21 protein-coding genes and 1 tRNA gene are annotated in these 26,351 nt (G+C 51.0%); 4 read left to right on the top strand and 18 right to left on the bottom strand.

All coding sequences use genetic code 11. The features are described from left to right. Positions 1–2: 2 nt before the first annotated feature. The 9 genes from AAA857_RS03340 to AAA857_RS03380 form a co-directional block, all read right to left on the bottom strand. A complete protein-coding gene (locus tag AAA857_RS03340) occupies positions 3–437 on the bottom strand; it encodes a 30S ribosomal protein S9 (protein WP_338173102.1) in 435 nt (144 codons plus the stop codon). Then, a complete protein-coding gene (gene rplM, locus AAA857_RS03345) occupies positions 437–922 on the bottom strand; it encodes a 50S ribosomal protein L13 (RefSeq protein ID WP_338173104.1) in 486 nt (161 codons plus the stop codon). Before rplM ends, AAA857_RS03340 begins: the two co-directional genes overlap by 1 nt. Continuing rightward, positions 915–1,280 (bottom strand): 50S ribosomal protein L18e, encoded by a 366-nt coding sequence (locus AAA857_RS03350; protein ID WP_338171729.1) that lies wholly within the window; start codon positions 1,278–1,280, stop codon positions 915–917. Before AAA857_RS03350 ends, rplM begins: the two co-directional genes overlap by 8 nt. 136 nt (positions 1,281–1,416) lie before the next feature. Then, positions 1,417–1,860, bottom strand: coding sequence for a hypothetical protein (locus AAA857_RS03355; RefSeq protein WP_338173107.1), 444 nt, complete (start codon positions 1,858–1,860; stop codon positions 1,417–1,419). Between the two features lie 95 nt (positions 1,861–1,955). Further along, on the bottom strand, positions 1,956–10,055 hold the full coding sequence (locus tag AAA857_RS03360) for a DUF4129 domain-containing protein (protein WP_338173109.1): 8,100 nt from the start codon (positions 10,053–10,055) through the stop codon (positions 1,956–1,958). Between the two features lie 214 nt (positions 10,056–10,269). Continuing rightward, on the bottom strand, positions 10,270–12,006 hold the full coding sequence (locus AAA857_RS03365) for a hypothetical protein (RefSeq protein ID WP_338173111.1): 1,737 nt from the start codon (positions 12,004–12,006) through the stop codon (positions 10,270–10,272). Positions 12,007–12,365: 359 nt separating this feature from the next. Further along, on the bottom strand, positions 12,366–13,178 hold the full coding sequence (locus AAA857_RS03370) for a hypothetical protein (RefSeq protein ID WP_338173113.1): 813 nt from the start codon (positions 13,176–13,178) through the stop codon (positions 12,366–12,368). Between the two features lie 129 nt (positions 13,179–13,307). After that, positions 13,308–13,838 (bottom strand): GNAT family N-acetyltransferase, encoded by a 531-nt coding sequence (locus AAA857_RS03375; protein WP_338173115.1) that lies wholly within the window; start codon positions 13,836–13,838, stop codon positions 13,308–13,310. Positions 13,839–13,847: 9 nt separating this feature from the next. After that, entirely contained in the window at positions 13,848–14,750 is a 903-nt protein-coding gene (locus AAA857_RS03380; RefSeq protein WP_338173117.1) for a hypothetical protein, read from the bottom strand. Positions 14,751–14,874: 124 nt separating this feature from the next. Between AAA857_RS03380 and AAA857_RS03385 the strand changes: the two genes are divergently transcribed. Beyond that, positions 14,875–14,948, top strand: a tRNA-Cys gene (locus AAA857_RS03385). Between the two features lie 92 nt (positions 14,949–15,040). After that, the gene (locus tag AAA857_RS03390; protein WP_338173119.1) at positions 15,041–16,180 is read left to right on the top strand and encodes an aminotransferase class I/II-fold pyridoxal phosphate-dependent enzyme; all 1,140 of its coding nucleotides are present in this window, start codon (positions 15,041–15,043) and stop codon (positions 16,178–16,180) included. Between the two features lie 10 nt (positions 16,181–16,190). Here AAA857_RS03390 and AAA857_RS03395 read toward each other — a convergent pair whose 3' ends face one another. Genes AAA857_RS03395 through AAA857_RS03405 form a run of 3 tightly spaced genes read right to left on the bottom strand, consistent with a single transcriptional unit; the run spans position 16,191 to position 18,532 of the window. Next, positions 16,191–16,550: a Rieske 2Fe-2S domain-containing protein gene (locus AAA857_RS03395; protein ID WP_338173121.1), complete on the bottom strand. Its 360-nt coding sequence runs from the start codon at positions 16,548–16,550 to the stop codon at positions 16,191–16,193. 4 nt (positions 16,551–16,554) lie between these two features. After that, a complete protein-coding gene (locus tag AAA857_RS03400) occupies positions 16,555–17,796 on the bottom strand; it encodes an NAD(P)/FAD-dependent oxidoreductase (protein WP_338173123.1) in 1,242 nt (413 codons plus the stop codon). Positions 17,797–17,800: 4 nt separating this feature from the next. Continuing rightward, positions 17,801–18,532, bottom strand: a complete 732-nt coding sequence (locus AAA857_RS03405; RefSeq protein WP_338173125.1) for an SDR family oxidoreductase — start codon at positions 18,530–18,532, stop codon at positions 17,801–17,803. A gap of 88 nt (positions 18,533–18,620) precedes the next feature. Here AAA857_RS03405 and AAA857_RS03410 point away from each other — a divergent pair, with 88 nt between their 5' ends. Beyond that, on the top strand, positions 18,621–19,298 hold the full coding sequence (locus tag AAA857_RS03410) for a CoA-binding protein (RefSeq protein WP_338173128.1): 678 nt from the start codon (positions 18,621–18,623) through the stop codon (positions 19,296–19,298). A 21-nt stretch (positions 19,299–19,319) separates the two neighbouring features. Here AAA857_RS03410 and AAA857_RS03415 read toward each other — a convergent pair whose 3' ends face one another. From AAA857_RS03415 to AAA857_RS03435, 5 genes are read right to left on the bottom strand one after another with little or no spacing between them, the layout of a single operon-like run. Then, the gene (locus tag AAA857_RS03415; protein ID WP_338173130.1) at positions 19,320–20,369 is read right to left on the bottom strand and encodes a hypothetical protein; all 1,050 of its coding nucleotides are present in this window, start codon (positions 20,367–20,369) and stop codon (positions 19,320–19,322) included. A 7-nt stretch (positions 20,370–20,376) separates the two neighbouring features. Beyond that, positions 20,377–21,306 carry a hypothetical protein gene (locus tag AAA857_RS03420; RefSeq protein WP_338173132.1) on the bottom strand — a complete coding sequence of 310 codons (930 nt, stop codon included), beginning with the start codon at positions 21,304–21,306 and terminating at the stop codon, positions 20,377–20,379. 11 nt (positions 21,307–21,317) lie between these two features. Next, positions 21,318–23,282, bottom strand: a complete 1,965-nt coding sequence (locus AAA857_RS03425) for a fasciclin domain-containing protein (RefSeq protein WP_338173134.1) — start codon at positions 23,280–23,282, stop codon at positions 21,318–21,320. Between the two features lie 46 nt (positions 23,283–23,328). After that, a complete protein-coding gene (gene eno / locus AAA857_RS03430) occupies positions 23,329–24,582 on the bottom strand; it encodes a phosphopyruvate hydratase (RefSeq protein ID WP_338173136.1) in 1,254 nt (417 codons plus the stop codon). A 51-nt stretch (positions 24,583–24,633) separates the two neighbouring features. Continuing rightward, on the bottom strand, positions 24,634–25,077 hold the full coding sequence (locus tag AAA857_RS03435; protein WP_338173138.1) for a hypothetical protein: 444 nt from the start codon (positions 25,075–25,077) through the stop codon (positions 24,634–24,636). 174 nt (positions 25,078–25,251) lie between these two features. Here AAA857_RS03435 and AAA857_RS03440 point away from each other — a divergent pair, with 174 nt between their 5' ends. Continuing rightward, positions 25,252–25,674, top strand: coding sequence for an Lrp/AsnC family transcriptional regulator (locus AAA857_RS03440; protein ID WP_338173140.1), 423 nt, complete (start codon positions 25,252–25,254; stop codon positions 25,672–25,674). Between the two features lie 122 nt (positions 25,675–25,796). Here the strand turns inward: AAA857_RS03440 and AAA857_RS03445 are convergent, their stop codons facing one another. Beyond that, on the bottom strand, positions 25,797–26,342 hold the full coding sequence (locus tag AAA857_RS03445; protein WP_338173142.1) for a thioredoxin family protein: 546 nt from the start codon (positions 26,340–26,342) through the stop codon (positions 25,797–25,799). Positions 26,343–26,351 lie beyond the last annotated feature (9 nt).

The raw sequence follows: 26,351 nt of genomic DNA on the forward strand, positions 1-26,351 counted from the left end.
CTTCATCGGTAGGACTTCTGCTTCTTGCGGCGAGCACCACGGCCGAGTTGATGTTTGGCTTCCTTACGACGTGGGTCGTTCACGAGGAGGCTGCGATCAAAGCGCAGGTATTCGTCACGAAGTTCTTCGTCGATGCCTTCTGCTCCGCCGTTATAGTGGACGAGTCCACGGGCGATAGCGGTTCGGATAGCGTCGGTTTGTCCCATAATCCCTCCACCGTTGGTGGTAATGGTAATGTCAACCTTGCTCAAACGATTCATGGCGTCGGCGATAACCAGCGGCTCCATGGACTTGCGACGAGCAAGTGAAGGTTGAAGGATTTCAATCGGTTCTGAGTTCACGCGAACTCGGCCTTTTCCGGCCTTTACCGATGCACGAGCAACGGCTGTCTTGCGCTTACCTGAGGATTCAACTGATTTTTTCTTTCTTGCTGCCATCATTGTTCACCTCCGGTCCATCGATGCGTTGGGGCACCCAAGTCTGCGCTGATATCGCCCAGACGGATGAAACGCTCAGGAAGGTCTCGTCGGAATTTGCTGTCGTCGCCGTGTTGGTGGCCTTCTGGTAGGTCGCCCGCCAAATGGCTTGGGCATCCAATTTCAACCCGAAGGTTGCGAAGGGCACGACGGCCGCTGCTCTTCTTTTGGTACGGTAACATACCTCGGACAGAGCGCTTGAGAATCATATCGGGCATACGTGGGTAGAACGGACCCTTACGGGCGTGGTTCAATGCATACTTTGCATGATAGGTGTCAAGAACAGATCGTGGTCGGCCGGAAACGATTGCTTTCTCTGCGTTGATGATGATAACTTTGTCATCACGATGCTCTCGTGCTGCTTTGAGCAAGAGTTCCGCAGAGGCAGAAGCCAAACGACCCAAAATGAGTCCGTCGGCGTCGAATACGTAGGTCGTTTCATCCAAGGATAACAACCCCCGTGCCTGTTGGGTTTTCGTTCATCAGCTCGCTGTAGGTCATGAAACGACCTCCAGCGGCTTCTATTTTCTCACGTGCGCCGTTGCTGACACTGTAGGCGGCGATGGTGTGACCGTTGGTCAACTCACCTGAGCCAAGCAGCTTGCCTGGTACGAGGATGGTTGCACCCTCGGGGGCGTAGCGGCTTACACGGCTAAGGTTAGGTTGGGCCCAATTCTTACGACTCTTTGAAAGTCGCAAGGCCACATCTCGCCAAACAGCTACTCCGGTGTCGCGAGACTGGGCTTTCAACTGGCCAATCATGTTGACCAGTCGGGCGTTTGTCTTACGTTCTGGGTTACTCATTTGACTCCCTCGATGCTTTGAAGCAAGTCGCCGACCGTCCCTCCCATTATGAAGGCACCGACGCGAGTGCATACCTCATCGCGCCGCTGTCCAGCGGTTTAAGACCTAGCAGTAAGGCGATTCGCCGCTTTCAGATTCAGTCAAAGAGGATTTCGCCTTTCGCGTCCAGAAGCTCAACCGTGAGGCCGGAGGCGCGGGCTTGGATGATGATCTCATCGTGCAGGGTGTCCGAGAAATCGTCAAGAGCACCGAGCGCAGTAATGCCTGCTACGTCAGTTAGACGATCGATAAGATGGTTCAGAATGCAACTAACTCCGTATGCTTGGCCAGCGCGGAATGCGTGGTCTGGACTTCCAACCTCGGGGTCTTCGGCTTTCATTCGGAGCATAACCGTTTGAGAGTAAGCAACAAGGGCGCCATAAATGGATTCGATAATCTGAGCCGCTTCAAGGTCCCCTAGAAGCATCTGAGATTGTGCGAGGGCCGCACGTACGGCTTTTTCGTACAATCCATGGGCACCAATGGTGTCTGAGGTTTCGATTTGCATGGCTTGGTCTATGAGAGCTTTCCAGTCTTCCATGATTCTCCACAGGACCGCCACCCTTTGAAGGTTAAGGCGGATTTGCTCTGGCTCTCGCTCAAATGCATCCCACACGGGTAGGGCTTCTAGCGGCCTCAAATCTTGAAATCAGAGCCTTCGCCTTCAACGATTCCGGCTTGGCGAACGGTACCGTCGGCTGCGACAAATTGTCCAGCCTTGGTTTGGTTCTCGTACAAGCTAGCCACGTCAACACGCTTTACGACCGATTCTTCCCCAAGGGACATCGTCAATGAATTGGTGATGCCGTTAAGGGTCTGGATGGCTCGGTCACGGTGTGTTGCGTCGATCGTGTGTTCGGAATATCGGGCTTCCTCAAAGATTGACAGGAAGTCGTCCATTTGGTCGGTCGGAACCATGCTAAACGCTGTTCGGACGGCTGCCTCGAATTCACGCGCTGTTTCGTAGACCTTCTTCATGAAACCGTATTTCTTGAAGTGCTTAACGAGGCTCTTGTAGCAATCAAAGATCGCTGCAATGTATTCGTTGCTTGCTTCAAGTTGCATCATAGCGTCGGTCAAGATACCTCGCAGAGCCTGGACTTGTCGGCGTTCTTGGACACGGCGGTAGTAAACTGCGCCTGCTATCAAGAGCGACATCAATACAATGGCAAAGGCGACAAGGTTTCCAGGAGACAGCAAACTGTTGGCTCCTAAGTTATCTCCACCCTCCAAGTAAGTGATTTCGTGGGTGATGTTGTCCGTTGAGGCGGCAAAGTAAGTTGAGCCGTCGTAGTAAGCCGTAATTCTCCACTCTCCACTGCAGCCAGGAACACCGTCACAAGTTGTTCCGGTAAAGGCCCATGTGAAGGATGCAATACCTTGCTCATTGGTTCGTGACTTGTTGTTCAGGTCTGATAGAACCCATTCACTCGTGTTTGAGTCAAAGTATTGGTAGGCGAAGATGACTTCTTCGTTTTCCACCGCAAGATCGAGACGGTTTCGCAACAAGGCGACTTCACCGTAAATCGTATCTCCCGCATCTGCACCGTTTTCGCCAGAATTGCTCCATGTTGTCTTCACTTGAAGGTCAACACGTGAACGAACGAGAACTTCAATGTCCATAGAAGAGCCGTTGAGGGCCCCTGAGTTGTCTTTGTCACAACCGCCGGGAACATTTCTGTCCGGCTCGAAGGCAACCCGTAGTGTACGGAACCCTTCCAGTTTACCACCGGTGGTTTCAACCCCCCGTAGGGTTGGGTTCTGGTCTGGGTTAGCACTGAACCACTCGATACTTCCGTCGATGTTGCTCGTTCGGATGGTCGCCAAAGGACGAACTTGCTCGTTGGGGTCAAGATAGATGTTGAGGCACTTTCCACCAACATATTGGCCGTTGGATTGAGCCAAGAACGCATCGATGTGGAAGGATTCCTTCAGGTAAAGAACTGGGTAACGTGAGCCGTTAGGTGCAACAAACTGATCAACACTGGACATGAACGGTCCAACTTCTGTGATTTGTAGCGTCGAATTCGAGAAGACTTCAAATTCAGTTTGAACCGACTTGTTCTCGTATCGGTACGCATCGTTGTTGTCGTAAGCGGAGTATGTCACGGTAACCTTCGCCTTTCCAGCCATCACGTCAGAGAGAGGACAGGTGATTCCGAAGTAGCCATCGCCGTCCGTCATTCCAGATTGACATGCAACCGGTCCAGTCTGTCCGTTGACCATCTCATAGTTGACACGGATTGAACGGTCGGTAAGATTCACGCCGAGTTCGTCACTGAGTTGTCCCGTAACAATCATTGGTTTTGGAATCACTTCGCCCGTCATTTGATCAATTTCGCTCGTGTAAACGATTTGGTCATCAACGGTCATCACAGTTCGGCCAATCAACGAGAATCCGTTGGCATTGTTGGTCATTACGAGCCGGAAGTGGTCGTTTCCAGGAATTTGAACACATGGATCCCATGCGCCCTGAATACCGAGGTAACTAACTTCCAGTTCTTGACATCCTTCGTTTGGTAGTGTTTCATGGAATCGTAGAATCACGTTGACAGGTCCAAACCCGTCAGGTAGGAAAGACTCAGGGTCGTCGCGAAGAAGTTGTGGGCTGAGTGGGCTCACATTTGATTTCAAGCATCCAATGGTTTCCTCAGCTTCCAATCCATCACCATCAAGGTCACGGTCTGGAATGTTGTCTCCGTTTCCGTCATAGAAACAAAGATGGGAGCCATCGGATTCAATCTCCGGCAACGATACCACGCCTGCGCTTGGAGCAACGGTTGCAACGACTTGGCGATGAAGGGTGCCTTGGAAGTCCGTTCCTTCGAAAATCACGTCAACAAGTCCACCGTTAGGGGCGCTTGAGCCAGTAAGGGCTGAACCGCCTGTATCTCTAACAAGCGTTTTGTTATCATCGGTTACTTGCGCCGTGAAGTCCCATTTATCCCCTGAACGACGTATGTTATCTTCCGCAGAAAGAACCTGCATGTAAGTACGGGATACGACCCAAACGGATTGTGAGGCCGTGTTGCCCTTCATGAGCGATGTGCCTGGATATTCAAACTGCAGCGTGAAGTTGCCCAAATCGTCTTGAGCCGAGATGTTGAATGGTATTTCAAAGAAACCATTGTTATCCGTGTAATTGATTCCAGTACGTCCATCGAACGACCACGTGTAGTTAACCGGTGCATTCCGCACAGGTTGAAGCGAGTTGTCAACGAGTTTCGCTTGGATCGTCGTGTTGGTATTGCGATACAAACGAGGCACAGAGGTCGTGATGAAGTCCGTAGTACCAACAACGGTGACGTTGATGTATGCGCCTGTCGTTGCTAGCGTGGAAGAGTTTCCAGTGAAGTAGTAGGCTGAGTTAGCAAAGTCAACACGGAGACCGTAGGTTCCAGCTGCGTATTGGCTGAACCAAGACCAGTTGTAATCGAAGGTTGCGTCGCCGTCCTTCATGATTGGTCGTTGTGTAAACGCAGTCTCACCGGCACCGATGAATTGACCGTTCTTGTCAACGTCAACTTGGAGTGAAACTGGATCTTGATCCCATGCATCGTTGGTACGATTGGTAACCTTTCCAATGACTTGCAGGGATTCTCCGGTATTCATCTCGGGAACAATCTCACAACGCACTGGGCTGTTTGGATCGTTTCGGTCTACAGGCCCACAAGGCGGTAGGTTTCCGTCTCCACCGTTCACCAAATTGATGAACCAATGGGTCCCGTTCGCTGCCAAGAACGGACGAAGACTTGCTGCTTGGCCTGTAAGGCCGCTTGGAGTTCCATCCCAAGAACTTGGGTAAGGTTTGAATGACGAAATATCATTGTAATCCACGTTGGCTGCGTCTAAGGCGGGTTGATGGAACAACGTTGCCCAGTCACCAAAGGTACCGTCACCGTTGTTGACCGTTGCATCGTAGTAGTAAATCGGGCTGAGGCCGTCAATAATCATCGTTCCTTCAATGTTCATTCGGTGCATAACACGAACTGAGAACGGGTCGGCTTCATCCCCGTTCAAGAACGGGAATGGCCATTCAGGGGCGAGTTCTGGAGATACACGAGCAATGATCTCGATGTCCCCGGCTGGAAGGCTTGTGTTGGTGTAATTGTAGCGTACAGCTTCACCTACCGAATCCAAAACTATGTCGTGTTGGGCGGTTTGGGCATTCCAAACAATTTCTTCGTATGCTCCAAGTGTTTGTCCGACTCCATTGTCAGCGCTTGAGTTGAATTGAACCTGTTTCCAAGTCCCACTGATGCCCAAGTCTTGAACGAAGGTAAGCGAGGCCCATCCAGTTGCGTCTGTTCGGTAACCGTTGTTACCCAATCCAGTGAAATTAGTAGGCGTGGTGAGGTTTCCAAAGAGCCCACCAAAGATGGAGAACGTAATTGGTGAATTCTTGATTCGGTTGTCAAACAACCCGCGGTCCCAATCCGCTTCATAATGGGCCTTGAAGTCAAGCCAGAACGGTTGTTCGTCACTTCTGAAATACGTCCATGCCGAGTAATCAACGGTCATGTTGGCTTCGGCCCCAAGGAAGTAAGATTGGGATTGATTCCCATTGAATACAAACATCTCGGTTACTTCAGCATAAACTCTGTAGGTGTTGTTGTCTCCAACGGTGAGGTCTTCAGGGTAAAGGAACTGTCCCACACTGAAATTTCCACCTGCGTCGGTAAGGACGTTGGTGGTCTCAATAGCAGTCGTGTTGTTCGCGGTCCACTCAATGTGAACTTGAACAGGAAGTTGAGGCGCTGGCTCCACTTGGTTGGATACAGGGCTCAGCCAATCAACATGGCCAGAGAAGATGGCCGGACTTTGCGCATCCAACCAAAGGTTATCTGGAAGGTCAAGCGTGATGTAAGTGGGCAGTTTGTCGTCGGCGTCAAGTATTCCATTGTTGTTGCTGTCCCAATCAGAAGATAGCTCGACGTCCTCGATTTGGTCCCAATCGGCGTCGGTGCGTGAGTCGTTATCGTCGTCGTTGTCAACTGCGTCAGGTCCGGTTCCAGCGTCCAAGGGGTTCGCCATAGCCTCGCCATCGCCAAAGTCATCGTGATCCCAGGGGTTGGTTGAGTTGCGGTCAAAGCGTGTTGGCCAAAGAAGAACTTCGTCTTCATCGTTCATACCGTCTTCATCGTCATCTTCGTCACGATCGTCACGCACACCGTCGTTATCGTGGTCAAATGGAGCGGTGATGCTTTCCAGCAGTTCTGCTGCGTTGGTCAAGCCATCGCCGTCCCAGTCATCATCGGCCCAGTTGAGGATTCCGTCGTTATCGTTGTCAAAGGTCGATTGTTCTTCACCCCAGAAACATCCTGCAATGAGTTCCTGGTCAACGTCCATTCGTCCGTCGTTATCGTCATCAGGGTCTTCTCCGTCAGGGATACCGTCGTTATCGTTGTCAACATCGTAAATACTTGGGCTACGGAGGCCTTGAGATAAGATACCTCGGTCCCACACCGACTGGAAGAATCCATCGTCGTCTGCGTCTGCGTCGTTACCATCATCATCGTTATCCTCACAGTTTGTTCCCTGGAAGAAATTGCCGTTGTTTTGGCCCGTGTCGTCGTCCAAGTCGAAGTTGGTATCAATTTCAAAGAAATCCCAGATACCATCGTTGTCGTCATCAACGTCGTACCAGTCGTAAATTGCGTCGTAATCGTCGTCCAAATCTACTGTTGAGTTGGTAAAGTCGCCGTCAATGTCGCCATCAACGTCGTTCTTGAGTAAATCTGCTCCCAATTCGTCAGGGAAATCTGCTTCTGGGCCGTTGTCTGTATTCCACTGCCATAGGCCGGTAGCGAGGCCAATCCAACTGACGTATGCGTCGCGGTTGTTGGCCATTTGCACATAGGTTAGGCCTGAGTCAATGTTGCCGTCGCCTCCGAAATCATAGTGATAACATCCGCCTTGGGCACCTGGCGTACAACTCCAGTTTCCTGAAGGGCCACCGCCGGTTGCGCCTTGGTCGAAGCTCGCATCTGCACGGGTTGAATAAGGAGAGCCAAACTGTGCGTTGACTCCGTTGAGGGGCATTTTGTAGGCAAGGGCGTAGCTGTAGCCGCAGACGTATCCTTGAGCCAAGTTGCCAGCGGTGTATCCGCAAACAGAAAGGTTGTAACTTCCACCCATCTTGATATCGTTAATATCGAGTACTCCGTCATTTCCTTCGTCTTGGTCCCACCAGTCGGGCATACCGTCTGCGTCTTGGTCAATGTCCAATCCATTGATGAGGGAATCTCCATCTGAATCAATATCCCACTCGTTGGCTCCATTGTATGGAGACCATCGTGCGAAGAAGAACCAGTAAAATTCTGGAACTGTTCCTGGGGTCACTGGAGTGGTGGTTGCATCGTATCCGTTGTAGTCAAGTACGACTTCTGCGAAAGGATAGTGTTGGAAGACCATGTTCCAGTGGTCGGTAGCGTTGGTTCCGTAAAGTTGCCCGTCCGAACTTCCGTCAAGGTCGCCTCCGTCGTTAACAGGGTAGTATGGAGTCCCGAATGAGTCGGTAGCATCGTAATCAAGAACACCGCAGTTTCCGTCGTCCGGATCAAACAGGTCCGATACACCATCGTTATCGTCGTCCCAATCAATGCTGTTTTCCAATCCATCGCCGTCAATGTCAGAATCAACATCGTTTGGCCCATCGTCACGATAGAGGGCTCCGTTGATGACGTGCAAGTCGTTATCGTTGTCCAGATCACAATCCCAATCTATGTCAAGCAAGTCAATGATTCCGTCGTTATCGTCGTCCACATCGTCCCAGTTGTCAATACCATCGCCGTCCCAATCATTGAATTGAGAATAGGATGCACGACGGGTTTGGCACTTTGGGTCAGGGTTCACGGGATTGGGGTTCGCTTGTGTTGGACAGTTCCAGGTGGCGACGATTGCATTGTCATCCAACGGGAACGAGTCGTTTTCATTGTCGATGTTGTCGTTGTCCGTATCGTAAGGGATATCGGCGCCGCCAACGGCAAAGTTTCCAAGATTGTCGGGGGATTCTGTACCGCCCATGTCGGTGTCGAGCCAGTCGTAAATTCCGTTGTAGTTTTGGTCGAACGGTCGGCGAAGGTCGTCGTCAAGGTCGCTATCATAATCAATTTCACAATCAATTACATTGTCTCCGTCGCTGTCAGCCCCAGGAACCTGGAAGATGGCGGTGGATACTGTTGCGACGTCGATGCTCGCTCCTGAATTACCACCAGAAATAGCGATGGTGTCTCCTGCTGAGAAACCTCGTCCGCCGTCGCTGATGGTGACTGCGGTAACTGCTCCTGCTGTTGCGACAATGTCGACGAGAAGGTCAACTCCGTTGCCGGTTGCAGGGACGTTGCTTGCCGTGACATAGCCTGAGCCGCCCTGAAGAGTTCCGCTGTTAAATCCGGTCACAACACCGTTCTTTGTTCGAGTGTAATCGCTCATATCGTCTCCGTTTGTGTCAATTTCAACGCATGTGTCGGGGATACCGTCGTTGTCATCGTCTGGGTCAACCATGTCGAGAATACCATCGTTATCGTCGTCCGTATCTGCACTGTCCGGTGTACCGTCATTGTCGTTATCTGGGTCAAGGAAGTTTGGTGAACCATCACCATCCAAGTCCCCGTCAACAATGGTGCTGAAGGAAGGCGTTCCCTGCGCTCCTTGTGCTTGGAATCCTGATGCTGACGCACCGGCTCCATTGACACGGTTTCGCTCCCAGTCAACATAATCAACGCCGCCGGAAAATCCACGGTATTCGTTGAAGACCCATGTACGGGCTGCAGAATAATTGAGGTCGTCTGTTGTACTTGCCATGGCGGCCCCCATCATGGTAAGAGTGATGGTGGCGTCGTACGGGTGTGAATCATCAATATCAAGGACGCCGTCGTTGTCGTCATCGTTGTCAAAGTAGTCGGGAACCCCGTCTGAGTCAAGGTCACAAGGCCAGGTAAATTGGTCGATTCGTCCGTCGTTATCGTCGTCTTCATCGTAGCGACCTGCGCCTGCTCCATCGCTGTCTTCGTCGGTCACGCCGTCATTGTCGTGGTCCATCGGGTTTTGGTCGGCAAGATAGAAATCTCCAATAGCCCCAATGTCGGGGTAGTAATGAACAATGCTTGGGTCCAAATAACGGTCGGTAGAAACGTTTCGGGGATCATAGCCGAGAGCCTCAAGAGCCTCGTAATCGATTGGCCCTTCAAGAATTCCGTCGTTGTCGTCATCCCAGTCATCAATGTCTGGGATTCCATCGTTATCGTGGTCGTATGGGTCCGTTCCATAGCAACCATCAAATCGCTCGAGAAGGTCGTAAATTCCATCGTTGTCGTCGTCCAAATCATTCAAGTCATCAACGCCATCGTTGTCGTGGTCGCCAAGGTTGGTTTCCTCAAGCATTGGCGCATAGAGTGGAATGACGGATTCAAGAACAGAAAGGTCGGTGATGATTCCCGATGAAACTCCTGGGTCCGACCACATCATGTTGGACAGTGCTTCATGGGCAAGGGCGTCAACGCCGTCTTGAGCCCCGCTCCAACTGCCTTGACCGGCCTGATAGGTCGATTGAGCCAGTGATTGCCCGATAGTATCGCCTTCAACGAGGCGGGTTTGGGTGGTTGGTTCTTCTCCATCATTGATGGCCTGAACAAATGCCAGCAAGCTGCTGGTCAGCATCAGGAATACAATCACCATTGCCATGGAGAATCGTTGGCGTTCTTCGATTTGTTTTGTTTCAAGTCTTGAGAGCATGCGGACACCTCGTAATCAATCTCCCACCGAAATACCCTATTTGAAAGGCGTGGCGCGAATGAGCGCTTGCGTATCACAGAATGACATTCGTATCATTTCCAGTGATGAAAGAAAAAAAGGGGGGGGAGGCGCCATGGGGCCGAGGCCCCAAAGCGCCTGCTGTACCCGACTCTGGTGAGTCGGTTCTTTGACAGACCGTTGGTTCACGTCAATTTCAGAGTTCGAAGATGTCAAGGATGCCGTCGTTATCGTCGTCGTCATCCTCGTGGTCTTCAATTCCGTCGTTGTCGTGGTCAAATTGACCCGTAAGGGAGTTTCCGTCGTTAACTTCAAACCAGTCCATGAGGCCATCGTTGTCGTCATCGTTGTCGGTAAGATCCCAGATACCATCGTTGTCATGGTCGTAGCGGTATTGACCGGTTGCACCGTCGGCTTCGTCAACATCCAGGATGTCGTCGTTGTCGTCGTCAGTGTCATCGGCGTCGTTGAGGCCATCGTTGTCGTGGTCTCGTGACATGTCTTCGCCCATATCGTTGATATCGTTTCGGTTGTCAATGCCATCGTTGTCGATGTCGAGGTCGACTGAATCTGAGATTCCGTCGTTGTCGTGGTCGTAGATGTTGGTGTTCGGGTCGCCATCGTTGACTTCCTCGCTGTCATCGATTCCATCGCCATCATCGTCGTCATCTTCGTTGTCGTTGACTCCGTCGTTGTCGTGATCCATTGGCGAATCATCGATTGAATCGGGGATTCCGTCGTTGTCGTCGTCGTTGTCCACATCGTTAGGGATTCCGTCGCCGTCGTTGTCGTTCTCACCGTTTTCAGCTTGGTTATCGAGCTGCTGGCCTTGTTGCTGGTCGGATTGCTGGCCTTGTTGACCTTGCTGTCCGTTTTGCGTTTGACCTTGCTGCTGCTGGTTTTGTCCGTTCTGGTTTTGTCCGTTCTGGTCTTGGCTGGTTTGGTCACCTTGCTGGCCGCCTTGTTGGCCGCCTTGTTGTTGTTGACCTTGGCCGTTGTCTTGTTGTTGACCTTGCTGGCCTTGTTGACCTTGCTGGCCTTGTTGACCTTGCTGGCCTTGTTGACCTTGCTGGCCTTGTTGACCTTGCTGGCCTTGTTGACCTTGCTGGCCTTGTTGACCTTGCTGGCCTTGTTGACCTTGTTGACCTTGTTGACCGCCTTGCTGTTGACCTTGTCCCTGACCTTGTCCTTGACCCTGTCCTTGACCCTGTCCTTGACCTTGTCCTTGACCTTGTCCTTGACCTTGTCCTTGACCTTGTCCTTGACCCTGTCCTTGACCTTGTCCTTGACCCTGTCCTTGACCTTGTCCTTGACCCTGTCCTTGACCTTGTCCTTGACCTTGTCCTTGACCTTGTCCTTGACCTTGTCCTTGACCTTGTCCTTGACCTTGTCCTTGACCCTGTCCTTGACCTTCGCCTTCTCCTTGACCACCAGCTTCGGATTCGCCACCGCCTTCGGTACCGCCGTTACCTGAGCCTGCTCCTGACTCGGTAAAGTCAGGATCGTAAGCATCAGGAATACCGTCACCATCAGAGTCGGAGTATTCACCGTCGTTGGGGTCATTCGGGAATTGGTCGGTTGCATCGGACTTGCCGTCACCGTCAGTGTCGGAATTGTTAGGGTTGGTACCCTTTGCATACTCTTGGGAGTTGGTCAAGCCGTCTCCATCAGGGTCTGCGTTTCCGTCACCGCCGTTTGTGGGGTTCAATCCGTTAGCAACCTCCCAACCATCGGGGAGACCGTCGCCATCGCTGTCTGCATTGTTCATATTGGTGCCTTGTGTTTGCTCCTCTGCATTCGTCAAACCATCGCCATCCCAGTCGGCGCCGCCGTCTGAGGGGTTTAGGGGATCTGAACCGTCGCCTGAAACTGCTGAAACAGCAGATAGGGCAAGGAACAAAGATATTAGCACGCTCATCATTTTCGTTTTCATGTTTTTCACTTTCCTTTTATTTTGGTTGTTTTTACACAGAGAACCCGCTGTTCTCTCTATCCAAATCGAAAGCGCACGTTGTGGGCAAGTCGATTTGGGATGTGCACGATGCTACGCACTGGTTGGATAAAGTCTCCAAGAAAAATGTAAGGGTTGAAACTTGCACTGGCTCGCAGGCAAGCGAAAACCGATCATCGGTTTTCTGTGTGGTTCCCTTACATTGTTGCTTGTTCAATTCCTCCGTATTCATCGTTTTTCACGGGCAGTTCATAGGGAACCCAGTGTTCCCTCTAAACCATAGAACAGCCCAACCCTATATGAAAGGCGCGTTGGGATGTATCCCCCAAGTCCTGGGGGAATCAATAATTTGAAGGCATCTCGGGAGCAGAGGGTAAAAGCAGTGATGCTTGGTGGTGAAGGACATAACGTAGAACCGTTTCTGCAAGATCTACATCGGAAAACGAGTGAAGGCGTTCTCCCCCATGGCCCGTTGCAGGGGCGAACAGTTTGATTCCATAGGGGTTTGCAAGTCGAGAAAGAGCTATTTTTGCTGCACGAACCGTGTTTGAGCCCTTGACGCCTTCTTCTGAAAGGCCCATTCCAAGCGAGTGAATCAGTTTACCCTGGCGGACCCCACCTCCGCCAGCCATGGCAAGAAGACCCAAGATGATGAACTGGTCTCGAGTTGAAGCATCCCATCGATGTGGATCGCCATAGAAACGTTCAGATAAGACTCCGAGGAAGTCTTGTTGGGCTTTGCTAAGGGTTTCTGGATTCAAAGGAAGGATGTCGCTTTGGTCAGCATAAGCTGGTTCATTAGGCAAAATTTCATTGAATGGAGTCCATTGGTAATCTCCTAAAATCCAATTGTTGAATTTTTTAGACAACAGTGGGTCGGCGCCCCTCCAACTCCATATGCTTCGTTGGAGCATTTCGGGGGCAATCGAGTCGAACACTTCGGGGGCCTCTTCGGAAAGTGTCCGAAACGCATCCAATAATTTTTCGAAGTAAAGCTGTTTATCCGCATTTCTTCTGTATTTATTGCTCAGATAATACTCGAAATCGGATTCTGGAATCTCGGCGTCTTGGGATGAACGAGAACCTTTCATGTTATTGAGGGGGGTGCTCGTTGCTTTTCTTTGTTTTGTCAATGTGTTTTGCTTAAATTTCATTTTTGTCCCTCTTTTCGGGGCAAATTCGTTTTTATTTTACGCTTTCACTCGTTTTTGTTTTATTAATGAGCCAATCGTGGAACGATGCCTGTTAATGATTAAGGTAAGTAAGCATATATGAACTCTCAATCATGAAAATTTCTTACTCATAGAGTAATGTGGCCCGATTCCTGTGATTTCATATGGTTCGTCGATAATCACCCACCCTTGTGATTTGTAAAACGGCACGGCATGAGCCCTAGCTTGCAAAAAACCGGTTTTTGAGCCGAAATCCTCAGCCATAATGCGTTCAAGTTCCGCCAACACTTGAGCTGCGAAACCGTTGCGCTGATGCTGTGGGAGCGTTCCCATTTGTCGTATCTGAAACGCAGGACGTTCTGCAGACGAGGTCGCCAGTGGCCCAAAGGCGGGGATTGTTGGCGCATTCGGACCTTTATGATCTGCGCCCGAGCCGTCTGAAGAAGGTGGGATGATATGGGCGCGTCCCACGCTGAGGACTCGCTCTTCGAATTCAATCCAAGCGTGAACTGCTTCTCCATCATCGCTCAAGCGTTCACTCCCAAGAGGCATGCCCAGTGGCTCACGCAAAACCGCATAGCGGGTTGCGAAATAAGATTCCTCTGGCGACCCTACTCGGTGGTTCAATCCTTCATGGGGCATTGAAAGCACCTAGAATCCGAAGGAGATTAACAGCAAGAAGAACAAAAGCGGGAAGAATATTATTGCGCCGGGAATCGCACTGAGCAGACCAATTCCAAGGGCTTTGTTTCCTCTGACAAAGGCTGCAACTACACTGCCGATGTAGATGAACGGCAGCAAGCAGAACACCGCTTCTCCGTAATCTTGTTCATTTTGCCAGTACTTTTCCTCGCCCTCATGGTCGTGAATTTGAACCTCTACCGTGAGCCTTTCAACGTTAGATTGCGAAGGCTTGAACCACAATGTTTGATTTTGTAGCGTATAATTGCCGATGATGGCCGAATCATAATAGCCCGATGATTCGTTGAAATATTCTTCTCCGATGCTCATATCTCCCGGCATCCCGTTGTAATCCCAAACAGATTGGATGCCGAGGCGCCCATCACTCTCATTTAGGCAACAACCGTAAATCCAATCAAGGTTTTCTCCGGAGGAAACCGAAATAGATTGGACAAACCAGCCGTCCTCATTAGGAGTCATTGAATAGGTCTGAAAATCTATAAATTGATCATAATCATTACTCTCTTCAATTAAGGCGACCAAGAATACCGAGGCAACAAGCACCCCCCAGGGGACGATGAATCCCAAAAAGAATTGGCCCCATCTGAAACCTACATTTTGGGGCTGGATTTGAGCAAACTGTTGGCCGCCATGAGTAAAGGCGTTGACTTGTCCAGAGAGTTGCGGCGCCCCTAGAGAGGATTGTGTCGCTCCAATTTGCGATGTCGGCTCTGATGCTGGTTGAGCAGCAACTTGACCCATCACTATTCCCGAAGGCGGGGGTTGTTGCAATGCGCTCTCCGAAGGTTCGTGCTCGATGTCAAAAAATGGTTTTTCTTTTGGAGTAGCTGGGGCCCCATCTTCATCGTTCATGTTCTTTGGACGGGAATTAAGGGCTTAAACAAATCTCCTGCGGCGCCCTAGATGAATTCTAAATCGAATTAAAACAAAGGAGCGAAGACGCGTTGAAATAGGACCTCTCGCTGGCGTGTTTAAAGCACGGGTGTCGGAGCGGTTACGTCGGGGATTGCAAATCCTCTTACCTGGGTTCAAATCCCAGCCTGTGCTCCAAAATCAATCAAAACGCAATTTTATCATGCGAGAGTTGAAAGCCAAACGGGCAACCCGAAGCAACACAGACCGGCCAACGGGAGGACGCGTACATGCCTGAACTCAATCCGAAATTGGACCTGGTTGGCTCGGGTTTTGCTGCATTTCTTGCGCCGCCCGGCCCTGAAGTTGTTCGTTTTACGGTTGGCCAACCGGATTTTGACACTCCGCTGCCTGTCGTCGATGCTGCTAAGGCCGCTCTGGACAGAGGAGAAACCACCTACACTCGCCCCCAAGGAAGCGAAACATTGTGCCTAGCTGTTGCTGAACATCTAAAACAATTCAACATCCACACAGATGCCAATGATGTTGTGATCACCCCTGGTTGCAAACAAGCCCTGCTCTATGGGATGATGGCGACCGTTGAAGCGGGAGATGAGGTGCTTCTCCTTTCTCCAGCATGGCCGTCGTATGACGGAATGATCCGCCTCATCGGAGGAATCCCCGTTCATGTACCCGTGAAACGTGAAGACTACCACCCCGACCTTGATGTGCTTCGGGCGCACATCACTCCGAAGACCAAAGCTATCATTCTCAACTCGCCGAACAACCCCACGGGTGCAGTTTACACGCGTGAAGAGACCAAAGCCATTGTTCAGATGGCGGTAGAGCATGATTTATGGATTCTTGACGACATGATTTACTCAACGCTGGTTTGGAACGAGGGAGGGTACACCTCGCCTTGTGAGTTTGAAGGTGGCTCTGTACGAACCGTCACCATCGGGGGATGGTCAAAGGGATGGGCCATGACGGGATGGCGTCTTGGGTGGATTACTGCATCGCCTCAAGTTATGGACGGCGTGAAGAAAATTAATGTCAGTTCTGCAACTCACGTTGCCACATTCCTCATGCCTGCGGCGGAAACCGCCTTAGGGCTCACGCAAGAACTTGAGGTGATGAATGAGTCATTCCGTAATCGTAGAACGATTGCGCATGAAGCGTTCTCATCACTCCCAGGTGTTGTTGTACCGGAGCCAGAAGGAGCATTTTACATCCTTTGCGACATCACAGGAACGGGCATGACTGACATTGAATTTGCTACCCTTGCACTGGAAGAGGCGCAAGTACAGGTTATTCCGGGCTCACTCATGAAAGGTGGAGAAGGACTCATCCGAGTGAGTTACGCTACGTCCCTGGAGAACATTCATGAGGGAGTTAAAAGACTGAAAGAGTGGCTTGAGAACAGAACCTGACTCGTGGCGTTCATACCAAATCAACTTGGACGTATCCGTCAAGTTCACGAACGGGATAAATCTTCAGTTCCTTCTGTTTGGAGAGTTTTCCAATGAGTCGCCCGTATGATGGGACAAGAGGGAACGGTGCCCATTCCTCTATGGCTCCGTCTTCGAGGCGATGCGTGGTTTGATGGAGAGGGCAACGAATACACCCGTCCTTAATTTTGCCTCCGTAAGCCAGCGGCCAGCGCATGTGTCGGCACAATGCTTCTGTCGCATGAAGGCCTTCGGGTTGCCTCGTGACCATGAGCAATTTTCCTTTTACGGTCAACATTTTTTTCTTACCTTCTTTCAGTCGTTTTGATTTTATCGCGTTATGCCATGTCATGTTATCACCATCTTGGTAAAGGGATTTCAAATCGTTCAAGGAGGCGTTCTGCGCTAGCAAGCGCACCCTGAACCGAGGGATGAGCACGGTGGTCTCCGATGAGGAAGACACCGTCAATTTCTACATCTGGAAGAAAGCGTGCATGGTGATTTGGATCCATATGGGGGAGGGCGTGACGCACGGTTGTTGTCAAAACATGATCCCATGATTGGACTTCTTGACCGAACCAAGACTTGAGTTCATGTTGAATCTCGTCGACCGAAGGATTGGTGGCGTCTTCGCCTACCAGTGTGGCCGTCACCAAATGTCGGCCCGTTGAGGACGGATGGAGGTTGGTTGGGATGTGGACGTGCAGAACCTTGCAACCTTGTTCGCCCCATCGTTCATTGAGCAGCAATCGCGCCTGTCGAAACGGCGGAGAGGGTGTTGAAAACACGAGGGTGCTGGTAAGCCGTTCTACGGTTTGATGTTCGGTTGAATACCCTGGGAGGAGTTCGGCAGCAACATGCTGAGGCGTAGCGAGAATAACACGGTCGAATTCAGTACCTTCGCCGTTAGCCAAAACGGCGTGTTGGGATACTGACTCCACTTTCATATTGAGGAGAAGTGTCGCTGTACCGAGCCGTCGTGCAAGTTGTAGAGGTACAGCAGCAATACCTTCCTTGGGAACGACCATCGTCCCGTGAGCCATCGCGCCCCATGTGAAATCTGCAAATGAGAATCGTTCAGAAAGCGTGGGGTCAAGTGTGATTCCAGCAAAGAGCGGTTTGAGTACCCGCTGAGTAGAGGGGCGGAATCGGCGCTGTTGTAAACCGGTTGAAATGTTTGGTGCTATGCGGTCCATTGAACGTTCGAGATCTTTTGAAGACGTTTGCATCCTCCATTTGAAAAACCGCAGCCCGTCACGAATCCCCACTGCTTTCAACGTTGGCAACAGGTACCGAGGAGCCTTTAGCGCATCACCCATGATGCGCTTTCTACCCGATCGTGGGTCGATGGATACCGTGCACGGGTCCATTGGTTTAGCGTCTAATTTGTCAAGTTCAATCCATCGTTTCACCGTTGGATACGCCGTGTGAAGAACGTGAAATCCAACGTCGACGGGGTAATCCCCGCAGACAACGGTACTCATTCGCCCTCCAACGCTACCTGCTGCTTCGTAAACGGTAACATCGTGGCCAGCTTTCTCAAGGCCAACAGCAACAGCGAGTCCTGCAATTCCTGCACCGACCACTGCTACCCTCATCCCTTCAGCCCCGTATGTTGGACATACCGCCATCCAAATGAATGATTTGGCCGGTGATGTTGTCTGGAGCGTTTGTAAGCAACCAAAACATGCTTTGTGCTACTTCATTGGGCTCGTTAATCCGTTTCAGTGGAATCATTCCTACAGATGCTTCCCGAATTGCATCCGAGCGTAAAACCGAAGCTCCGAGCCTGGTTTCCGTGAGGCCAGGGGCGACGGCGTTGACACGAATACCGCGCTGAGCGTAGGTCGAGGCCGCTGAACGCACCATGGCTTCAAGGCCTCCTTTGGCAGCTGAAATCGCCTCATGATTGGTGAGCCCGTAACTCCCAGCGACGCTTGATGTAAACACCATTCGTCCGGTTCCATTTCGGAGCATGGATTTGCCAACCAGTTTCAACATGAGAAATGCGGACACCAAGTTGGTTTGGATCACAGCCTCAAAATCTTCCAATTTGGTAGCGTGAGGAGGGCGTAAGGCGATTGAACCTACCAGGTGGGCCGCGCCAGCTAGCCCTTCTTCCGACCGCCCTTTTGCATGGTCCACTGCCGCAGATACAATTGATTCGTCAAGGGCGTCGCCTTGGATGACGTCAGCACCCATGTCCTTGAGGTGAGTAATGCGTTCCACATCACGGGCTAAAAGGGTGACGAGGTGGCCTGATTCGATTAATTCCCTTGCGAGAATTTGGGCAATATCACTGCTTCCTCCAATCAACAGGTATGACTTTGACATGCATTGCAATCCTTCCTGTTTGCTTTTATATTCCTGTTTTCTTAGCCCTTGAACATTCATTCAAAAGGACGAGCGGCAAGGACGGCTCGTGTTAAGAGATTCTCATCCAGCGATTTACGAAACCGTTCGAGATGCTCAAAGCATCCATATTTTGGGTGCCGGGATGAACGAACAGCGTCCCGCTCATCAAGCAATCCATGATTTGGACGGCAGGGGTTGGAGGCTTGTTCCAATTCATCCGAGTGATGCAGGTGGGAGCATTCTTGGAAGGCCAATTCGTCCACGAATCGAGGAAGGCGTTGTCCCCGAAATTGTTGTGTTTTTCCTTGCACCCGAGCGTGCAAGGAAGGCTGTTTTGGAACTCATGGTGCGGTTTCCTCTGATTGAAATGCCGCTTCTTTGGTTTCAGCCTGGGTCGGAACATGAAGAAGTCCTTGAAATGTTAAACGAAGCGGACATCACACACATTGTTGATGACTGTATCGTCCGATTTGTGCAACGTCATCATTTGGAGTCTGCGGAGCAAGAGGTTGATGATGAATGGTACCTCCAAACGGCCTCATCTGACGGAGATGGGTGTTCTGTATGGGAGGTTCATGGGCAAAAATCAACGGTGACTCCTCCTCGTGAATCGCTTGAATGGGTTGGGGACCTTGATGATTTGAGGGCATCAGAACACACAATTCCAAGATACATTCGGTCCTTAAAAAGGTCCGATGAATCATTGAAAGAGACAGCAAAACGCCTTGCAGGCCCCGTTGAATGAGCATTGCATGGTTGGGCTTCGTCAAGATTCTACAATTTTGTACAATGCTCCATTGTTCCCAAAAGTAGCGTAATACAACGTTCCATCAGGATGGAATACCAAAGGTAGCGGGGTTCCTGCATCCCATGCGAAGCGAGTGATCTCAGAAGTGTAGGTGCCGTCGTCTCCAAGGTTTACGTCAATGCGGACAATTTCATGGCCTTGAGGCAGAAGGGTATTCCACGAGCCGTAAACCGTTGCGTAGAGAGTGAACCCCTCTGATGGTTCAAGGCCAGGGAGTGCCGAGTGGACCGGACGTACATCAATCCCGTTCATCGAAGTATGCGGAGTCCATGTTCCAATTGGCGCTTCGGTTCCAACCGGAACGGGGTGTTCCGGGTCATCGTCAGGCCAACCGTATGCTGCTCCCTCAATCAAAACATTCAGTTCTTCTGGGGGATGGTCAAACTCCAAATCTCTACCGTTATCCGTGAAAAAATAGCCGTGGCCATCAACCCACACTCCGTCAAATGAGTTTCGAACACCGCTGGCCAACACACCATGGTCCCCGGTGGTTGAATTGACCCACAATAGAGCAGCGTTTCGGTCGTCTTTTTCTTCACAGACGTTGCAAGTTGATCCGCTATGCCAGACCAATGTTCCGTTCGAGAGAAGGTTGACAGCATTGGTTTGGTGATTGCTGCTTTTTATTCCTTCAACCAAGGGTTGTGGGCTAACGAATTGACCGTCTTCGCCTACGGTGAATTTTGTCAGCGTGCCTGCTTCAGAGACATATGCTGAGCCGTTGTTGAGAAGCAGCCCGTGGGGTCGGTCGAGACCATCAAGCAGTGTTCTTCGTTCATCTGACGTGATGTTGAGTTCAATAATTTGACCGCTGTCTCTGTCGCAGAGGAGAAGATGTACGTCATCAGCCCATACCAAGCATGTCGGGCCGCCCAAACCCTGAGCGACCGGTTCAACGCTGTATCCATCGACCAAGCTTGGGTCATTCCCGGAAACATAAGGGTAAACTTGCCGTACAACGAGAAGGGTTACGATGAGAATCGCCATGGGCATGATGTGCTTACGCATGGTATGCCTACGCACCTGAAGTTTCGCTTTGAACAATTCGTACGGGAACGCCCTCAAAAGTAGCAACAAGGGAGAAGTTGCAATCCGCCGCACAAATGTTCAATCCGTTTTCTCGAAGTGTTATTGCTTCATCTGCATCCCAATTTACCCTGTCAGCATCCTCTGATACGATCAAACAGGGGGACGGGGAGACGAGTTCGGGATTGTTCAGTGCAGGAAAGGCATCAGGGGTAAGTGATGATACGAGCATGGTTGGGTAGCGCGCCTCATCGGCGTCGTCGTAATAGGTCAAGAACTGAATTTTGTAGCGTTGATTGGTCTGTTCAAAAACATAGACGCCGTCATTTGGTGTTACTCGGTGTACAGAGAGGTCGTACGTATACCAGTCCAGCCGTTCTTCGGTCGCGTTAACAAATTGCGTATTATCAAGTTCAAAGTCGTTCTCGATCGATTCCCCTTCAACAAACTGCCAGCGTATTCCGTCGTTCATGTAGACATCGGTTTTAGAGAAGCGAAGGGTGTAATCGCTTTCATTCGATGAGGTCTGATTTGGAACATCAAGGTACGTGAATTGCTCCTCTCGGGTTGCATCAACTTGCGTCAAGAAGGTCTGACCGTCTGCCCCCAAGGAGGGTTGTACCCTTGATGCTTCATCGGTCTCGGCCGACTGGCTACCAAAGGTACAACCGTACGACTCCTCATCTATTTCCAACTGGAGTTGGAGCGAAGACCAGGGGAGTGCTTCTCCACCTTCATCGAAGGTGAGGGTTGCGAGAACGTCGTCTGAACCGTTCGTGGCTTGAGCATTGTATTGGGCCACTAGAATCCCGTTTTCGGTCCCTAAGTCACTCTCGTACGAGACGATAACCAACGACCACACGGCAGTGATGACGACCAGCGTTAAGGCCAGCCCGAGGAATACACGGCTCCATGACACGATACTCAGCTTCACTCGCCCTTAGAGCGACGCTCTATCAATACAAGTGCACCGATCATCGAGACAAGCACTGTGGTGATGAGGAACCCTGGGGTGTCTTCACCGTCGTCATCTGACATGTCGGTAGAGGCTTCATCTGCTCCGCCGTCTCCGACGACGATTTCACCGAACATGTTGAGGGCCACGTGTGGCTCACAGGCGTAGTAGAAGGTTGTGTCTTCGGTGAACGTGTATGAGAATGCTACGGTAGTTGCTGCTTCTCCGGATGTGATTCCATTGTCAACAAAGGTCGTAGCTTTGCTGCCTGTAATTTCCTTGACATTGTGAGGCATGCTCGCATCTTCCCAAGACCAACAGACGGTCTGGCCAACGTTGATGTTGACGACTGCTGGAGAGTATGCGTAGCCGGTTGAACCGATACCGATGGTAACGTCACAGGTAACGCCTTCGAACGGGTCAACACTTGCCGGGGGCGTGAGGACTTGGTCAATCACGTGGATAACGCCGTTGGAGGAAGGTACATCCGCCAGAGTGACGTTGGCCATTGATGAGCCGACCATGACGGAGCCGTTGTCAACATGAATCAACAGTTCGTCGCCATTTGCAGCGCTTACGGTAGTCGTTCCTTCGGCGAGGTCAGTCGACAAGGTCGTCCCTGCTACAACGTGGTAGAGGAGGATGTCTGCGAGTGTTGCGATCTCTTCATCGGTGGTGAAATCATCGAGATTGATTCCAGCTGCAGCAAAGGCTGCATCCGATGGGGCAAACACGGTGTAATCGGTTGTTCCGCTGATGGTATCAACCAAGTTTGCCTTGGTCAATGCTGCGACGAGGGAGGTGTGGATGGTGGTTGCGCTTGCGGTCATGGCGAGGTTAACGGCTGGAGTCCAGACGTAGGCCATGCATTCTGCAGAAGTCAAGTTGGTCACGGCGTGTGTAACCGTGTTGTAACATCCGGTAATGGTTTGAGTTCCCATGGAGAAATTTTCAACATACATGTAGGAATTGCATGTGACTTTGTCGGCACCTGCGACGATGGTATGAGACACCATGTTGTAACAAATGTCACCAGCTGGAGGCAACAATACCTGGTCAATGACGTGCACTACTCCGTTAGAGGCAGCCACGTCTGCAATGGTTACGTTGGCATTTCCTGCGCCTACAGTAACGCCTGACGCTGAGACGGTGAGATCGAGACTGTCTCCGTTAACGGCTCTGACGGATGTTGTTCCGTCGGCGAGGTCCGTAGAGAATGTTGCACCGGCCACGACGTGGTAGAGGAGAATGTCGGTCAGCGCCGCCATCTCTTCGGGGGTGTCAAATGCAGCGAGGTCAATCCCTGCCGCAGTGAAGGCTGCGTCTGTAGGGGCGAACACCGTAAACGGTCCGGCTCCTTGGAGCGTGGCCACGAGGTCGGCCTGGATGAGGGCTTCAACGAGGGCCGTGTGAATTCCGGTTGATGTTGCGACTGAAGGAATGTCTACCAAATCTGCTGGTGGCGTGAGGACCTTGTCGATGATGTGAATGACACCGTTGGAGGACATGACGTCTGCGGTGGTGACTGTGGCATCCTCAATCGACACGACTCCGTCAACGACGGAAAAGGTGACGTTGTCTCCGTTCACCATCTCAACACTCAGCCCGTCAGTGACTGCTGAGGATTCAACCTGACCGGAATACACGTGGTAGAGGAGAATGTCTTGAAGGGTGGCGTTTTCTTCATCGGTGTCGAAATCTGCGAGATCAATGCCGGCTGCAGCGAATGCCGCATCGGTTGGCGCAAAGACCGTAAACGGCCCACTGCCTTGCAGTGTTGTGACCAAATCGGCGTGTGCCAGGGCCGCCACGAGAGAATCATGAACCTCGCTGTTCGTTGCGTTGGTTGGTATGTCGTCGGTTGCATCTGCAGTAACGTTAAACGGCAGGGTGGCTAGTAATAGGCTGGCTGTCAAAATGAAGACTCTTAGGCGCATCATACCCATAACGCAATTTCCCCCCCTTATAGAGGGCCGTATTGTTTCCTCAAACAAAGGGTGACCGGTATTCGTGGACATCCTCTGCAATCCTCAGAAGTTGGTTATATTTTGCCACTCGATCTGAACGTGCAGGAGCTCCGGTTTTGATTTGTCCAGCGCGAGTGCCAACCGCAAAGTCTGCAATCGTCACATCTTCGGACTCGCCGCTGCGGTGAGAAACGACGTTGTTGAATCCGTGAGTTGTAGCCATGTCCATGGCTTCAAGCGTCTCTGTAACCGTGCCCACTTGATTCAATTTCACCAACATTGCGTTCGCAGCACCCAATTCAATGCCCTGAGAAAGACGTTGTGATTGTGTCACAAACAAATCGTCCCCAACGGATTGGACACGGTGACCGTTTGCCTTGGTGAAAGCGGCCCAGCCTGCCCAATCGTCTTCGCCAAACCCGTCTTCAATCGACAAAATTGGATATTCGTCAATCCAACCCGAGTACATGTCAGAGAGTTCTTCGCTTGACAGAACGCGACCTTCCATGTGATATCCGTCATCCTTGAGAAATTCTGTAGAGGCAACGTCAAGCGCGATCCCAATTTCTTCAGTTGAATAACCCGCCCCTTCAATGGCCCGGACCATGTATTTGAGGCCCTCTTCATTGGATGGAAGATTTGGAGCGAAGCCTCCTTCGTCGCCAATACCGCCAAGCAATCCATCTTTCTTGAGTTCCTTCTTCAACGCATGATAGGTCTCTACTCCAGCACGGAGTCCTTCTTTGAAATCGTCAAATCCGTGAGGCATGACCATGAATTCTTGTACGTCAACATTGGACGCAGCATGTGCTCCACCGTTGAGAATGTTAAGCATCGGCACGGGCATGAGCCCACCTGCAACGCCACCAACGTATTTCCACAAAGGAAGTTCATGATAGGCAGCACCAGCGTGGAGGCAAGCCATCGATGCCCCAAGCATTGCATTAGCCCCAATATTGGATTTATTCGGAGTTCCATCAAGTTCAAGCATGACTTCGTCGATGATACGTTGCTCGTCCACAGGGAGACCAACAAGGGCTTCTTCGAGGCGTTCCCTCACGTTAAGCACTGCTTGTTCTACGCCCTTCCCCATGTACCGACTTGCGTCTCCATCCCGTAGTTCAAGGGATTCGTATGCACCGGTTGAAGCACCAGATGGGACGATTGCTCGTCCCATTAGAGCACCCTCAACATAACAATCCACTTCAACGGTCGGCTGCCCTCGACTGTCCAATACCATTCGTGAGTCCAAACCGGTGATGTGACCTGACACAATACTCCCTCAACCCGCCCAAGGGAAGAGAGGACTTGAATCAAACGGGAGTTATTGGTTCGTACGGTTCAACCAAGCCATCCATCGCGCTACGTGGGCTTGGATTTGTGGGACTTCTAACTCTGATTGCCCTTGAACCATCCAGCAGAGTTGTTCCTCGAGCGGGGAGATGGAGAACAGTTCTGCCTTGAAAACCGGTTCGTCATCCATGAGAATGTGGCGGCGGCGGTCTTCTACAAAACAGTGAATCAATTGACGAGGAAAGTGATGGATTATGGATTGCTGCGGGCACATGAGGACCAGGGATTCGTTGAGAAAAAGAAGTGATTCGCCCGTTAGAGGGTTGAGTTCGTGAAAATGTATTGGGGTGTCCCCGAACATGGCCGCAATATCGATCTGAAACCAATCTTGTTGACTGACAGAAAGGTCGCATTGCGAAAGGTGGTCTAAGAATGCTTGAAGCCCGGCTTCTTCGCTGTAACCTTTGGCCCGCATGTTAACTTTGTAGGGTGGCTTCCTTTTGAACCCCCCGAAGTGCTTGCTAGTGATGAATTTCGGCAGTTTTTCCGTTTAATGTAAATTTTCAAAGGTTTTTTGGAATAAGATGCTTCAATACCCCCGTATAACGCCCGTAAAAGGATTCAAATAGGTACTGGATAACCGGAAACCATGCCCCGAATAGCAGAAATTGACCGCGCCATCCTAGCTGAACTGAGGAAAAACGGACGCATGTCCTATGTTGACCTCGCTGCAAAAGTCGAGGCCAGTGAACGAACCGTTCGTACTCACATCCGAAACATGGAAGAAAACGGAACCATTCGTGGCTACACCATTCGAGAAGGAGGCGTTGGCCTTACTGCACTCGTTCGAATAAAGGTGGCCCCAGGGTCCGAAATCGGTTCGTTTGCTTCTGAGGTCACTGGATGGGATGGAATTGAAATCATCTACGAAGTTTCTGGTGAAGCTGATCTGGTCGCCCTTGTCCACGTTGACGACACCATGGCCTTGCGCAAACTGTTGGATAAAATGTGGCTCGCCGCTCCAAATGAAATTGCAAGCACAACCACTGAGTTGGTTTTGGAACAGTACTGATTATTCCTGTTCGCCTTCATCGTCATCTTTCGAAGGCTTGGGTGGAGAGTAATCAATCCCACAGGACCTGCACACCATCTCGTCGTCCCAGTCGCATTGTCGCTTGCATCCAGTCATCCATCTCACCTTGATTTCCATTTGACCGAGCATCCAATGGATTGTGTGACTGCAACATCGGGGTTCTTTCCACTCAACATTGCATTGATTGCTCCATCTAAGTCTCGTACCATAACGTCGCTAGGGTCACGTGGGCTATCGTCCATTCTGCCTTTGTAAACCAGTTGATGCTGGGCGTTAAACAAGAAAAATTCTGGAGTTCGCTCTGCCCCGTAAGCATGTGCAATCTCCTGCTCTAAGTCGTGGAGATAAGCATAGGGCATGCCCTTTTGCGCTCTCTTTTCCATGTTTGCGAATGAATCGTTCTCATAGACAAGAGGATCGTTGGAGTTGATGCCGACATAACCGATTCCGTTCTCTTGACATTGCTCGGCCATGGCGTTCATTCGAGAGATGCTTGCTACAACATAGGGACAATGATTGCACTCAAAAACAACGACCAGCCCGTTCTTATCGAAGGCTTGCTCTAGAGACATCTGGTCGCCCCCTACGGCTGTATTGGCATTGGCAAGGAGAAAGTCGGGTGGTGCATCGCCAATGTTAAGAGACATGTGTCGCGG

The organism is Candidatus Poseidonia alphae (assembly GCF_943787815.1).
In the GTDB taxonomy this organism is placed as follows: Archaea; Thermoplasmatota; Poseidoniia; order Poseidoniales; family Poseidoniaceae; genus Poseidonia; species Poseidonia alphae.